14 protein-coding genes are annotated in these 13,152 nt (G+C 57.9%); 10 read left to right on the top strand and 4 right to left on the bottom strand.

What is annotated here, in order from left to right:
• Window positions 1-85: 85 nt before the first annotated feature.
• Entirely contained in the window at window positions 86-553 is a 468-nt protein-coding gene (locus C3418_RS03630; protein ID WP_039039978.1) for an Rrf2 family transcriptional regulator, read from the top strand.
• A 30-nt stretch (window positions 554-583) separates the two neighbouring features.
• Here C3418_RS03630 and C3418_RS03625 read toward each other — a convergent pair whose 3' ends face one another.
• On the bottom strand, window positions 584-1,864 hold the full coding sequence (locus tag C3418_RS03625; RefSeq protein ID WP_010673081.1) for an HlyC/CorC family transporter: 1,281 nt from the start codon (window positions 1,862-1,864) through the stop codon (window positions 584-586).
• 39 nt (window positions 1,865-1,903) lie between these two features.
• On the bottom strand, window positions 1,904-2,695 hold the full coding sequence (locus C3418_RS03620) for an inner membrane protein YpjD (RefSeq protein WP_103857995.1): 792 nt from the start codon (window positions 2,693-2,695) through the stop codon (window positions 1,904-1,906).
• Between the two features lie 285 nt (window positions 2,696-2,980).
• On the opposite strand from C3418_RS03620, the gene ffh reads away from it, so the two are divergent.
• The 5 genes from ffh (at window position 2,981) to rplS (ending at window position 6,498) form a co-directional block, all read left to right on the top strand.
• Complete coding sequence (ffh, locus tag C3418_RS03615; protein WP_010673083.1) at window positions 2,981-4,360, top strand: signal recognition particle protein; 1,380 nt, start codon at window positions 2,981-2,983, stop codon at window positions 4,358-4,360.
• A 179-nt stretch (window positions 4,361-4,539) separates the two neighbouring features.
• A complete protein-coding gene (gene rpsP, locus C3418_RS03610; protein ID WP_010673084.1) occupies window positions 4,540-4,788 on the top strand; it encodes a 30S ribosomal protein S16 in 249 nt (82 codons plus the stop codon).
• A 24-nt stretch (window positions 4,789-4,812) separates the two neighbouring features.
• A complete protein-coding gene (gene rimM, locus C3418_RS03605) occupies window positions 4,813-5,334 on the top strand; it encodes a ribosome maturation factor RimM (RefSeq protein WP_039039979.1) in 522 nt (173 codons plus the stop codon).
• Between the two features lie 34 nt (window positions 5,335-5,368).
• Window positions 5,369-6,118, top strand: a complete 750-nt coding sequence (trmD, locus tag C3418_RS03600; RefSeq protein WP_010673086.1) for a tRNA (guanosine(37)-N1)-methyltransferase TrmD — start codon at window positions 5,369-5,371, stop codon at window positions 6,116-6,118.
• A gap of 32 nt (window positions 6,119-6,150) precedes the next feature.
• Window positions 6,151-6,498: a 50S ribosomal protein L19 gene (rplS, locus tag C3418_RS03595; protein WP_005313505.1), complete on the top strand. Its 348-nt coding sequence runs from the start codon at window positions 6,151-6,153 to the stop codon at window positions 6,496-6,498.
• Between the two features lie 103 nt (window positions 6,499-6,601).
• Here the strand turns inward: rplS and C3418_RS03590 are convergent, their stop codons facing one another.
• Both C3418_RS03590 and mutH read right to left on the bottom strand, forming a co-directional pair.
• Window positions 6,602-6,931: an isoamylase early set domain-containing protein gene (locus C3418_RS03590; protein WP_010673087.1), complete on the bottom strand. Its 330-nt coding sequence runs from the start codon at window positions 6,929-6,931 to the stop codon at window positions 6,602-6,604.
• Window positions 6,932-7,014: 83 nt separating this feature from the next.
• On the bottom strand, window positions 7,015-7,689 hold the full coding sequence (gene mutH / locus C3418_RS03585) for a DNA mismatch repair endonuclease MutH (RefSeq protein WP_042014896.1): 675 nt from the start codon (window positions 7,687-7,689) through the stop codon (window positions 7,015-7,017).
• 731 nt (window positions 7,690-8,420) lie between these two features.
• Here mutH and rppH point away from each other — a divergent pair.
• The 4 genes from rppH to thyA all read left to right on the top strand — a co-directional run bounded on the left by rppH (window position 8,421) and on the right by thyA (window position 12,926).
• Complete coding sequence (gene rppH, locus C3418_RS03580) at window positions 8,421-8,948, top strand: RNA pyrophosphohydrolase (RefSeq protein WP_010673089.1); 528 nt, start codon at window positions 8,421-8,423, stop codon at window positions 8,946-8,948.
• Between the two features lie 13 nt (window positions 8,949-8,961).
• A complete protein-coding gene (gene ptsP / locus C3418_RS03575; protein WP_103857967.1) occupies window positions 8,962-11,241 on the top strand; it encodes a phosphoenolpyruvate--protein phosphotransferase in 2,280 nt (759 codons plus the stop codon).
• 66 nt (window positions 11,242-11,307) lie between these two features.
• Window positions 11,308-12,132, top strand: a complete 825-nt coding sequence (gene lgt / locus C3418_RS03570; RefSeq protein WP_042079291.1) for a prolipoprotein diacylglyceryl transferase — start codon at window positions 11,308-11,310, stop codon at window positions 12,130-12,132.
• The gene (gene thyA, locus C3418_RS03565; protein ID WP_103857966.1) at window positions 12,132-12,926 is read left to right on the top strand and encodes a thymidylate synthase; all 795 of its coding nucleotides are present in this window, start codon (window positions 12,132-12,134) and stop codon (window positions 12,924-12,926) included. Before lgt ends, thyA begins: the two co-directional genes overlap by 1 nt.
• Window positions 12,927-13,152 lie beyond the last annotated feature (226 nt).

The following is a 13,152-nucleotide window of genomic DNA, read 5'->3' as shown; positions in this document are numbered from 1 at the left end:
GGAATGTCACTTATTAAGTTGCATCCTAAATGTTTAATTGATCTGGATCAATCATCAATTCTTCGCGCTAGGCGCTACAGGCACTATGAGACTAACGAGCTATACCGATTTTGGATTGAGGGCCCTGCTCTATCTGGCCACCCTGCCGGAGGGGGAACTGTCGAGCGTGGCCAAGGTATCCGCCTTGTACGACGTATCCCGCAACCACATGGTGAAGGTGGTGAATCAGTTGGTAAAACTGGGCTATCTGCAGTCACAACGCGGCAAGAATGGTGGCATCCGCATGGCGCGCTCCCCCGACGAGATCAATATCGGGCAAGTGATCCGGGCGTTGGAAGGCAATCTGGACGGGATCGACTGCAGCTCCCCGGTCTGCCATATCGTCTCCGTCTGTCTGCTCAAGAGTGCCTTGAAGGAGGCGATGAACGCCTTCCTCGCGGTGATGGATGGTTATACGCTGCAGGATTTGCTGGCAAACCGTGACGAGTTGCAGCAGGTGTTCGGTGAGCTCATCCCCACTCTGGTGCTGGAGCCGGATGATGAGAGCGAGTGAAACAAAAAGGCTGCCATTGGCAGCCTTTTTTCAATCCTCGTACCCTGAGTCGTCCCGGTACAGGTGCGGCATGATCCTCGCCATCTTCACCATGTTGTTCTCCACTTCGAGAATCTCGATAGGGTAGCCCGCCAGCCTGACACTGATGTTGGGTTGGGGGATCTCCTCAAGGTACTCCAGGATGGCGCCATTGAGGGTCCGTGGGCCGTCCATGGGCAGGTGCCAGTCCATCTCCTTGTTCAGCTCGCGGATGCTGGCGGAGCCTTCAACCAGGAAGGAGCCGTCCGGCTGGGGATGGATCTCGTCACTCGGGGTCGGTGTCATGGAGGTGGTGAAGTCACCGACAATCTCTTCCAGGATGTCGTCCAGGGTGATCAGCCCCTGAATATCGCCATATTCGTCGACGATAAGGCCAATTCGCTCCTTGTTGCGCTGGAACTTTGCCAACTGCACGTTGAGGGGGGTCCCCTGGGGAATGAAATAGATGGGGTCGACTTCCCGCAGCAGGCTGGACTTGCTGAACTGATCCCGGGCGACCAGTCTCAGGGCATCCCGTGAGTGCAGGAAGCCGACGACGTCATCGATGTTGTCGCGATAGAGCAGGATCTTGGTGTGGGCGCAGTGGGCCAGCTGGCGCAGTATGATCTTCCAGTCGTCATTGATGTCGATGGCGGAGATCTCGCTGCGCGGGACCATGATGTTCTCCACCGTCATCTTGTCGAGATCCAGGATGCTTATCAGCATCTCCTGGTGGTGCTTGGGAATGAGATTGCCCGCCTCGTTGACGATGGTGCGCAGCTCTTCGGAATTGAGGGAGTCATCCTTGTTGTGCTCGAGACGCAAGAGTTTCAGCAGCAGGTTAGTGATGCTGTTGATGAGCCAGACAAGGGGAGCGAACGGCACCATCAGCCCCTTGAGGATCCAGGAGGCAGGGTAGGCTATCCGCTCGGGGAACATGGCCGCCAGTGTCTTGGGGGTGACTTCCCCGAATACCAGCACCACCAGGGTCAGCCCGAAGGTGGCAATGGCGACGCCGAGATCCCCGAACAGCCGGATGCAGACGATGGTGGCGATGGCGGAGGCCAGGATGTTGACCAGATTGTTGCCGATGAGAATGAGGCCAAGCAGGCGGTCCGGCCTGGCCAGCAGCTTCTCGACCCGGCGGGCAGCCTTGTGCTTGGTCTGGGCCAGATGCCGCAGCTTGTAGCGGTTGAGCGACATCAGACCGGTTTCGGAACTGGAGAAGAAGGCTGACAAAAGGATCAAGATAACGAGAACAATCAGCAATGTACTCGTTGAGATACTGTCCAAGAAGGGCTCCTGTAAGGATGGTTGGGGAATGTGCGTGTGTCAGCTAAGCAGCACTTCCTTGACGAAGCGGCTGCCAAAATAGGCCAGTGTCAGGATGAAGCTGCCGATGAGGCTCAGCATGATGACCTTGCGGCCGCGCCAGCCACGGGTATGGTGACCCCAGAGCAGCAGAGCGTAGACGCACCAGGCCAGGATAGAGAGGATGGCCTTGTGGGACTTGCCCTGGGCAAACATGTCTTCCAGGAAGAACAGGCCGGTTGCGATGGAGAGGGTCAGCAGCAGCAGACCTGCGGAAATGAGCTGAAACAGGCGCTTCTCCACCGTCATCAGGGGTGGCATGGCTGGCAAATGGCTGATTTTTCTGGATTTTAGTTGCCTGTCCAGGCAGGCAAGCTGGAGGGCAAACAAGCAGGCGATCATCAGTACCGAATAGGCCATCAGCGCGAGGCCTATGTGCAGCAGTAACTGGGGGTGCGCTTCCAGATGGGTGATGTAGCGCCCGGGAATGAGCGCGCTGGCCGCCAGCAGCAGGGCTGAAAAACTGTAGACGACGGGCAGCAGGATCCAGCCGTTGAAGCGTCGGGTGACGCAGGTCATGAAGCAACTGATGATAAGGCTGACCAGGGACGCCACGTTCAACATGCTGAGATTCTGGCCGGAATGGGTGGCCAGCACTTCGCTGCCCACCGCCATGCCATGGGCGGTCAGGGCCAGGCCGACACAGGCGAACAGCGACACTTGCCCGACGGGCTTGGCGCTGAGCAGCAGGTGCAGTGAGGCGATGATGGCCAGCAGGTAAAACGCCAGGGCCAGAACAGAGATCACGATCATAACCAGGTCGTTGTCAAACAAGCTTTATGGATAAGAGGGGCAGTATACCTTGCACAAGATATGCTCGCCAGTTGTGCCAGAGGCTAACTGCCCACATATAAGTAGGCGTTGATGGTCACCGTGCGGCGAATAATCGTCCTCCGGCGTTGACTGGGGTATACTGCCCTCCATTTGTTGACCTGCCCGTTCGATGGCAGGCCGCCGCGGCAAGCGGCGAGTAATCGTCCCTAGAGTGCTGACCGGGGTATAATGCCCCCAGTGTCACGCCAAGAACCGGAAAGCGTCATGTTTGAGAATTTGACTGAACGACTCTCGCGCACCCTGCGCAACGTCAGCGGCCGCGGCCGTCTGACCGAAGAGAATATCAAGGATACCCTGCGCGAAGTCCGCATGGCGTTGCTCGAGGCGGACGTCGCCCTGCCGGTGGTGCGCGATTTCGTGGCGCGCGTCAAGGAACGAGCCGTGGGCCAGGAAGTGGCCAAGTCCCTGAGCCCGGGCCAGGCCTTCATCAAGATAGTCCATGGCGAACTGGTCACCGTGATGGGGGAGGCCAACGAACAGCTCAACCTGGCTGCCCAGCCGCCGGCCATCATCCTGATGGCAGGTCTTCAGGGGGCCGGTAAGACCACTACGGTCGGCAAACTGGCCAAACTGCTCAAGGAGCGCAGCAAGAAAAAGGTGCTGGTGGTCAGTGCGGACGTCTACCGTCCGGCGGCGATCAAGCAGCTTGAGACCCTTGCGGGCGACATCGGTGTCGACTTCTTCCCGAGTGATGCCAGCCAGAAACCGATCGCCATTGCCACTGCCGCCATCGATCAGGCGCGCAAGAAGTTCTATGACGTGGTGATCGTCGATACTGCCGGTCGTCTGCACGTCGATGGCGAAATGATGGCGGAGATCCAGGATCTGCACGCCACCATCAAGCCGGTCGAAACCCTGTTCGTGGTGGATGCCATGACAGGCCAGGATGCTGCCAATACCGCCAAGGCCTTCAACGAAGCGCTGCCGCTCACCGGTGTGATCCTTACCAAGGCAGACGGTGATGCCCGCGGTGGTGCCGCACTGTCGGTGCGCCACATCACCGGCAAACCGGTCAAGTTCATCGGTATGGGCGAGAAGACCGACGCGCTGGAGCCGTTCCACCCGGATCGTCTCGCCTCCCGCATCCTCGGTATGGGGGATGTGCTCTCTCTCATCGAAGAGGTGGAGCGCAACGTCGATAAAGAGAAGGCGGCCAAGCTGGCCAGCAAGGTCAAGAGTGGCAAGGGCTTCGATCTGGAAGACTTCCGTGAGCAGCTGGCCCAGATGCGCAACATGGGTGGCATGATGGGGATGCTCGACAAGCTGCCTGGCATGTCCGGCCTGCCGGACAACATCAAGGATCAGATGGATGACAAGCTCACCGTGCGGATGGAGGCCATTATCAGCTCCATGACGCCGAAAGAGCGTGCCCATCCCGATCTCATCAAGGGCTCCCGCAAGCGCCGCATCGCTGCGGGCTCCGGCATGCAGGTCCAGGATGTGAACAAGCTGCTCAAGCAGTTCACCGAGATGCAGCGCATGATGAAGAAAATGTCCGGCAAGGGCGGCATGCGCAAGATGATGGGCCAGATGAAGAACATGCTGCCCCCCGGATTCGGTGGTGGCGGTCGCGGTCCGTTCTGATTTTCCTGCTGGTCAGGTAGAAAGGCTCACCCTGGTGAGCCTTTTTCATGCCAATCCCTGCGCAAAAAATAGCTGGCTTGGTTGCAATTATTACGAATCCAAGTAGAATTACGCGGCTTATTTTAAGCTAGGGTCTGCGTATTTGCAGGCCTTGTTCATTAGATGTTTATGAGGACGATATGGTAACCATTCGTTTACAACGTGGTGGCGCGAAAAAGCGTCCGTTCTACCAGGTAGTAGTTGCTGACAGCCGTAACGCCCGTGACGGTCGTTTCATCGAGCGCGTCGGTTTCTTCAACCCGGTTGCTGCTGGTAACGCTGAAAAGCTGAACCTGGACCTGGCTCGTATCGAGCATTGGGTTGCTACTGGTGCCGCTGTTTCTGACCGCGTTGCCAAGCTGATCAAAGACGCTGCCAAAGCTGCTTAATCAGCCAAACGGTAGGGAGTTAAGGTGGAAAAACCTGTAGTTCTGGGCACCCTGGGGACCGTTTACGGGATCAAGGGCTGGCTTAAAGTGAACTCCTTCACCGATGTTGCCGAAGCGATTTTCGATTACAACCCCTGGCTGATCAATCAGAACGGGGCGTGGCGTGAAATCCGGGTGTCATCCTGGAAGCGTCATAACAAGGGTCTGATCTGCAAACTCGATGGTATCGATGTGCGTGAGGATGCCCTGGCATTGACCAACGTCGAGATTGGCGTCCCCGCCGATCTGTTGCCTGCGTTGCCCGAAGGGGAGTTCTACTGGCGTGACCTCATTGGTTGCACCGTGGTAACCACCAAGGGATACGACCTGGGCAAGGTGACCGAATTGATGGAAACCGGCTCCAACGATGTGTTGGTGGTTGAGGCCAATGTAAAAGATGCCTTTGGTGCAAAGGAGCGGTTGATACCGTTCCTGGAAGAGCAGGTGATCAAGAATATTGATCTGACTGCTCGAACAATCGAAGTTGATTGGGATCCTGGTTTCTAGTTTCCCGCGCTAACACGGGTGCCGGAGGTTTCTTATGTGGATTGGGGTCATTAGCCTCTTCCCGGAAATGTTCCGAGCCATTACCGAGCACGGGGTAACGGGTCGGGCCGTCAAGAGTGGCCTGCTGCAGATTGAGTGCTGGAACCCTCGGGACTTCACCCACGACAAACACCGTACGGTCGATGATCGTCCTTATGGTGGTGGGCCCGGCATGTTGATGATGGTTCAGCCGCTGCGTGATGCCATTCATGCAGCCAAGCAAGCGGCGGGAGACGGGGCGAAAGTCATCTATCTCTCTCCTCAGGGACGCAAGCTGACTCAAGCGGGCGTGACCGAGTTGGCGACGAATCAGAAACTGATTCTGGTCGCCGGTCGATACGAAGGTATCGATGAGCGCGTGATACAAACCGAAGTCGACGAAGAGTGGTCTATCGGGGATTACGTGTTAAGTGGTGGCGAGTTGCCTGCCATGACCCTGATCGATGCGGTTTCGCGTCTGGTCCCGGGGGTCTTGGGTGATCAGGCCAGTGCCGAGCAGGACTCCTTCACGGATGGGCTGCTGGATCATCCCCACTATACTCGGCCGGAGGTGTTGGATGGGCTGACGGTGCCCGAGGCGCTGACAAGCGGCAATCACGAAGTGATTCGGCGCTGGCGACTCAAGCAATCGCTCGGACGAACCTGGCAGAGAAGGCCGGAACTTATTAACAACCTAGCTCTGACTGACGAGCAAGAATCACTTCTTGCCGAGTATGTCCGCGAAGTGCGTGACAGCGTTAAGTAGAGTTTTCAGTTTATCCTAGGTAAGGAAAGACAATGAGCAAGATTATTCAGCAGCTTGAACAAGAGCAACTGCGTACCGACATCCCGGCTTTTGCCCAGGGCGACACCGTACGTGTTCAAGTTCGTGTTAAAGAAGGTGGTAAAGAGCGTCTGCAGGCTTTCGAAGGCATCGTGATTGCCAAGCGTAACCGCGGTCTGCACTCTGCTTTCACCGTTCGCAAGATCTCCAACGGCGAAGGTGTTGAGCGTGTATTCCAGACTCACTCTCCGCTGATCCACAGTGTAGAACTGAAGCGTCGTGGTGATGTTCGCCGCGCCAAACTGTACTACCTGCGCAACCTGTCCGGCAAAGCTGCTCGTATCAAAGAGAAGCTCAACTAATTCGATTCGAATTGGTGTCGGTATGTCGGCGAAAAGCTCGACAGGTAGTGAAAAGGCTCGCCAATGGCGAGCCTTTTTTGTATCCGCTTTCGGGTGTTCCAGCTCAACCTGGCTGGCTGACCCGCACCACCGAGTTGTCACGTCCGAAGGGGCCAGGCACATAGTCGTCCGCCTCCCAGTCGTTGTCATAAAGGGTTTCACCATCGGGTTGCACTAGCTGATAGCAATACTCGAAATGGCTGGGGCCATCGGTCGGCAGGTTGAGTGTCGCCTTGAACTCCCCGTTTTTCATCCTCTTCAGTTCAATGGGCTGCCACTGGCTGAATTCACCCAGCAGCAAGACCTGCTCGGCATCACCGGCGGCCTCCTTTTCGACGGCAAAGGTCACCTTGACCTCGGGACGCGATTTGAGGAATTGCTTGTTGATCGGCATATGGACTCCTTGTCACTGGCTGCGAAGAAAGTAGCGCTGGTTATTTTTATATCGCTTTATGACAAGGATGTTGATAAACAGGTTCAAAGGGGGAGGGCAAAATGGCGCTGCAGGAGTTGATGGGTGAACTCGATCTTGAGGTAGAAGCCCCGTGGTAGCGTCATGATGGGTTGGCCATTGCGGCCGATGGCGCGGGTCAGCGCCTTGCTGTTGGCCGCCTTGGGGCGCAGCTGCAATACCTGGCCGTGGCGCGCGCTGATCTGCTCCACTTCCCCCAGCACTATCATGTCCATCAGCTCTTCCCAGTCCTGGCGCAGCAGTCCTTCTTCCTCTTCATTCGGGCTCCATAGTAGCGGCATGCCGACGCGACGGTCGCCGACAGGGATGTCGCGGCTGCCTTCCACCGGGATCCAGAGCACCCGCGACAGCTTGTTGCGCACGTTCGACTCCTCCCAGCGCTGGCCGCTGACCCCGATGAGGGGGGCCACGCAGACAAAGGTGGTTTCCAGCGGGCGCCCTTGAGGATCGACGGGGATCGTCTTGAGCTCGATACCGAGATCCGGAAAATCCTGCTCGGGACGGCTACCTGCACTGGCCCCCAGCTGCCACTCGATCAACTGCCCTGTCCAGCCCTTGTCACGCCTGAGATCCCGCGGTACGGGGATGCCTGCCGTTGCGGCAAGCTGGGCCAGAGTGAAGCCCGCCATGGCGTAGGCTCGACTGAGCAGCTCTTGTTCTGACTGGGGATTGGCGGGCATGAGGGCTCCTCTGGAGATAATAGACATCGCAATACGGATCCTTGCATGGTATCGCTGATTTTGTAACCGATCCTCGCCCGACTATACACAGGGAGACATGGGTGACAGAATTCAACATATCTAAATGATTTTAAAGGGTTTTACTTTATTTATCCAGTATGTTGGCCCGCCGGATCCCCGCATAAACGAGTTGTCCAAGGGTTTGTGCGAGCTGTTGCACACAGTTATCCACAGAAATCTTGGATAACTGGCGTAAAGTGGTGAAAGGAAGCGTGGCACCAGAAATAAATGTGAGAGTACGCCAATTTTCAGCGCCATTTCGGTGCAGATAATGCGCCATATCTGTGGATAAATCCGTCTTGGTGGATCTTTGAGCAGTCGAACTTGTTCACAATTGACAAGCTGGATCCTCTTAGGCAAAAGACATGGATCTTGATCCAGCAATTAAACTATAACCTTATGTATTTAAATGTATATTTTGTTTTTAAGTGAATCGGGTATGATATGCTTCCGTGCAATGCCACAGTATAAAACTACTGTATATACCTGCTTGATCACAGGTTTATGCACAGTCTGGGTGGGCAACTTGCCTAGCATGAACCTTCAATTTGTTTATAACTTTGCTTGAAATGCCAAGTTATTCATGAATGGAAGATGACAGTCCCTGTTTGCCGCCACGGGGTGAATGTGGAACAATCTCGTTATAGATTCAGCCTTTATAAGGTGATCACGTGATAGATGGTGACGGATTTCGTCCCAATGTCGGCATCGTGATCTGTAACCGTGACGGACAAGTATTGTGGGCTAAGCGCTATGGGCAGCACTCCTGGCAGTTTCCGCAGGGGGGGGTTGATGATGGTGAATCGCCGGAACAGGCCATGTATCGTGAGCTGTATGAGGAGATAGGCCTCAAGCAGGACGATGTGACCATACTGGCGACCAGTCGCAACTGGCTGAAGTATCGCTTACCCAAACGACTCGTCCGCTGGGACAGTTCACCGGTCTGTATTGGCCAGAAGCAGAAATGGTTTTTGTTGCAGCTCGATCCTGGCAAAGAGTCCAGGATCCAGTTTGGCTGTCATGGTCACCCGGAATTTGATGATTGGCGTTGGGTCAGCTTCTGGTACCCGGTTCGTCAGGTCGTCTCCTTCAAGCGGGAGGTTTACCGCCGGGTGATGAAGGAGTTTGCCCCGCTGGCCATGCCAGTCCCCGTGGTGCAGGCTAACCGAAAAGATGGGCGGCGCAACCGCTCGCGTTAAGGAGCACAACTAGTTGCTGACGGAACTCAGACGCATCGTGGAAAGCATGGCCGAGGCCAACACCCTCGAACAGGCCTTGCAAGCATTGGTGAGCCAGACCCGGCTCGCCATGACGGTGGACTGCTGCTCCGTCTACGTGGCCGAGCCCGACATGCGCCGCTATCGACTGGCTGCGACCGATGGTCTGGCCGAATCGGCTGTGGGCAAGGCCACCCTGCCGTTCGAGCAGGGTATCGTCGGTCTGGTGGGTCAGCGTGAAGAGCTGATCAACCTGGCCGATGCCCCCTCCCATCCCAGTTTCAAGTTCCTGCCCGATGTGGCGGAAGAGGCGTTTCGCTCCTTCCTCGGCGCTCCCATCATGCATCAGCGTCAGGTGGTGGGGATTCTGGTCGTGCAGCAGAAGGAGAGCCGCCTCTTCGATGAGGGGGAGGAGTCCTTCATGGTCACCCTGGCAGCTCAGCTGGCTGCCCGCATCGCCCAGGCCCAGGCCAAGGGGTGGCTGCAGAAGACCGACTGGAGCAAGCCGCTGCGCGGTATTGCCGGGGCGAGTGGCATCGCCATCGCCAAGGCCTGGGTGTGGCGTCCGCGCAAGGCGCTCAATACCATCACACCGCGCAAGGACGAGGATCATGCCAAGCAGCTTGCCCGTCTCGAGCTGGCGGTGGAGGAAGTGCGCCATGATCTGGAGAGCCTGGCACTGCGCTTTCGCGAGAGCTACAGCCAGGACTCGGTCGCCATCTTCGACATCTATCTGCACCTGTTGAACGATCCCGGCTACATCAAGCCCATCCGCAACAAGGTCAGCAAGGAACACTGGACGGCGATCTCGGCGGTCAAACTCATCAGCGATCGGCTGATAGAGCAGTTCAAGGGGATGAAGGATCCCTATCTGCGGGAGCGCTCCACCGATGTGAAAGACATCGCCCAGCGGCTCATCAGCCGGCTGGTGCAGGACGAACCCGAGCAGCTCACCATCGGCGAACCCGTGGTGCTGGTCGCCGATGAAGTGACGGCCACCATCCTTGCGGAGATCCCGAGGGAATTTCTGAGCGGTGTGGTGTCGCTCAAGGGCGGGACCAACTCCCATGCCGCCATCCTGGCCCGTGCCATGGGGGTGGCGGCCATCATGGGGGTGGATCTGCCCCTCGGTGACATCGGCGGGCGCACTCTGGTCATCGATGGCTACAGCGGCGATCTCTTCATCGAACCCAACCAGGTGATCCTGACCGAGTACCGGCAACTGCTGAGTGAGGAGCGGGCACTCGACACCCTGGTGCGTAGCGTCGACAGCCAGCCCTCCGAGACTGCCGACGGCACCAAGGTCTCTCTGCTGCTCAACGCAGGGCTGAGTGCGGATACCGAGATCTCCCTCAATCATCTGGCGGACGGGGTCGGGCTCTATCGCACCGAAATTCCCTTCATGCTGCAGGACAGCTTCCCTTCGGAGTGGGAGCAGACTGCCCGCTATCGCGGGATCCTAGAAACCTATCGGGATCGCCCGGTTTGCATGCGGACTCTGGACGTGGGGGGGGACAAGCAACTGCCCTATTTCCCCATCGTGGAGGAAAATCCCTTCCTTGGTTGGCGGGGGATCCGGCTCACCCTGGATCACCCCGAACTCTTCTTGGTGCAGCTCAAGGCCATGTTGCGGGCCAGCGAAGGGCTGGACAATCTGGCCATCATGCTGCCGATGATCAGCAGCGTCAGTGAAATCAAGGCCTCCCGTCGTCTGCTGGATCAGGCGTGGCGCGAGGTGTCGGAAGAAGCGGCCAGCCGCGATGCGGTGATCCGCTACCCCAGTCTCGGGGTGATGATCGAAGTCCCCTCCGCGCTGTACATCCTGCCGGAGATGGCGCCGCTCATCGACTTCTGGTCTGTGGGCAGCAACGACCTGACCCAGTACCTGCTGGCGGTGGATCGCAACAATGCCCGTGTCGCCAGCATCTACGATGCCTTCCATCCCGCGGTGATCCGCGCTTTGCAACTGTTGGTCGATGCCTCTCAGCGCTACCACAAGCCGGTCTCGGTCTGTGGCGAGCTGGCCGGCGATCCGGTCGGCGTGCTGCTGCTGCTGGCCATGGGCTATCGCCGCTTCAGCATGAATACCCACAATATTTCGCGCATCAAGTACGTGCTGCGTCAATCCGACCTCGGGGAGCTGAAGACGCTGCTGGCCGATGGCCTCAAGCACGACAATCCCCACGTGCTGCGCGGCCTGTTTGCCCGCTACCTGGAAGAACACGGGCTGGGCGGCTTGCTGCGGGCGGGCCACAAGGTCAGGCTGCCAGATTGATATTCAGTCTTGTTCCTGCTGGCGAATGATCGGAGAATGCGGCTTTTCCTATGACTGGGACCGCTTATGCAGCACGACGGATATTGGATTTTCTCGCAGATTGATCCCGTAGCATTCAGTTTGGGACCACTATCGGTTCGCTGGTATGGTCTCATGTACCTGTTCGGCTTCGCCTTCGCCATGTGGCTGGCGGGCCGTCGCGCCGATGCGCCGAACAGCGGCTGGACCCGCAACGAGGTCTCCGACCTGCTGTTCTACGGCTTCCTCGGGGTCATTCTCGGTGGCCGCATCGGCTACGTGCTGTTCTACAATTTCGATCTCTTCCTCGCCGACCCGACCTACCTGTTCAAGATCTGGACCGGGGGCATGTCGTTCCACGGTGGTCTCATCGGGGTCATCACCGCCATGATCTGGTTTGCCCACAAGACCCAGCGCCACTTCTTCACCGTGGCCGACTTCGTGGCGCCGCTCATCCCCTTTGGCCTCGGCGTCGGTCGCATCGGCAACTTCATGAATGGCGAGCTGTGGGGGCGGGTCACCGATGTGCCCTGGGCCATCATCTTCCCGGAGGCGGGCCCCGAGCCGCGCCATCCGTCCCAGCTCTACCAGTTCGCCCTGGAAGGGGTGGTGCTCTTCATCATCCTGAACCTGTTCTGGCGCAAGCATCCACCCCGCGGCGCCATCTCAGGCCTGTTCCTGCTGTTCTACGGCCTGTTCCGCTTCCTGGTGGAGTTCGTCCGTCAGCCGGACAGCCAGCTGGGCCTCTACTTCAACGAGATCAGCATGGGCCAGATCCTCTCCACCCCGATGATAGTGGCGGGGGCGCTCATGGTCTGGGCCGCCTATAAACAGCCCCGTCTGTTCGGCAATGCGCCCAAGGAGGCCAAGTAATGCGTGCCTATCTCGACCTGATGCAGAAGATCCTGGACGAGGGGACAGTCAAATCCGATCGTACCGGGACCGGGACCGTTTCCCTGTTTGGTCATCAGATGCGCTTCAATCTGGCGGAAGGCTTCCCGCTGGTGACCACCAAGAAGTGTCACCTGCGCTCCATCATTCACGAGCTGCTCTGGTTCCTCGACGGCGATACCAATATCGCCTACCTCAAAGAGAACGGCGTCAGCATCTGGGACGAGTGGGCCGACGAGAACGGCGATCTGGGCCCGGTCTACGGCGCCCAGTGGCGCTCCTGGCCGACCGCCGACGGGGCTGTCATCGACCAGATCCAGAAGGCGGTGGACGACATCAGGCAAAACCCGGATTCTCGCCGCATCATCGTCTCCGCCTGGAACGTGGGCGAGCTGGACAAGATGGCGCTCGCTCCCTGCCACGCCTTCTTCCAGTTCTATGTGGCGGACGGCAAGCTCTCCTGCCAGCTCTACCAGCGCAGTTGCGATGTCTTCCTCGGCCTGCCGTTCAACATCGCGAGCTACGCCCTGCTGACCCACATGATGGCCCAGCAGTGTGACCTCGAGGTGGGGGACTTCGTCTGGACCGGGGGCGACGTGCATCTCTATGCCAACCACATGGAGCAGACGGCGCTGCAGCTCAGCCGTGAGCCGCGGCCCTTGCCGCAGCTGGTGATCAAGCGCAAGCCGGACTCCATCTTCGACTACAGGTTCGAGGACTTCGAGATCCAGGGCTATGATCCCCATCCCGGCATCAAGGCCCCCGTTGCCATCTGAGGGGCCCCTTGCCCCCCGGAGACGGACAGTGAAGACGGTTCGACACTCCTGTTCCATTGGCGCCTGCGGGCGCCTTTTTCATGCCTCATGTGAATTGTTATACCAATCGGATTAAACATTAGGTCAGTTTTATCCAATCTCGGCTACAAAGTGACATCACCCGCTCCACATCGGCAATAAAGTGCTTCCAGGCCGATGTGCAGGCATCAAGGATGTCGTCGTAATC

The sequence above is a fragment of the Aeromonas sp. ASNIH8 genome (genome assembly GCF_002919855.1).
In the GTDB taxonomy this organism is placed as follows: domain Bacteria; phylum Pseudomonadota; class Gammaproteobacteria; order Enterobacterales; family Aeromonadaceae; genus Aeromonas; species Aeromonas caviae.
The sequence above is the reverse complement of the archived record's forward strand: the minus strand, read 5'-3'. Positions and strand labels throughout refer to the sequence as shown.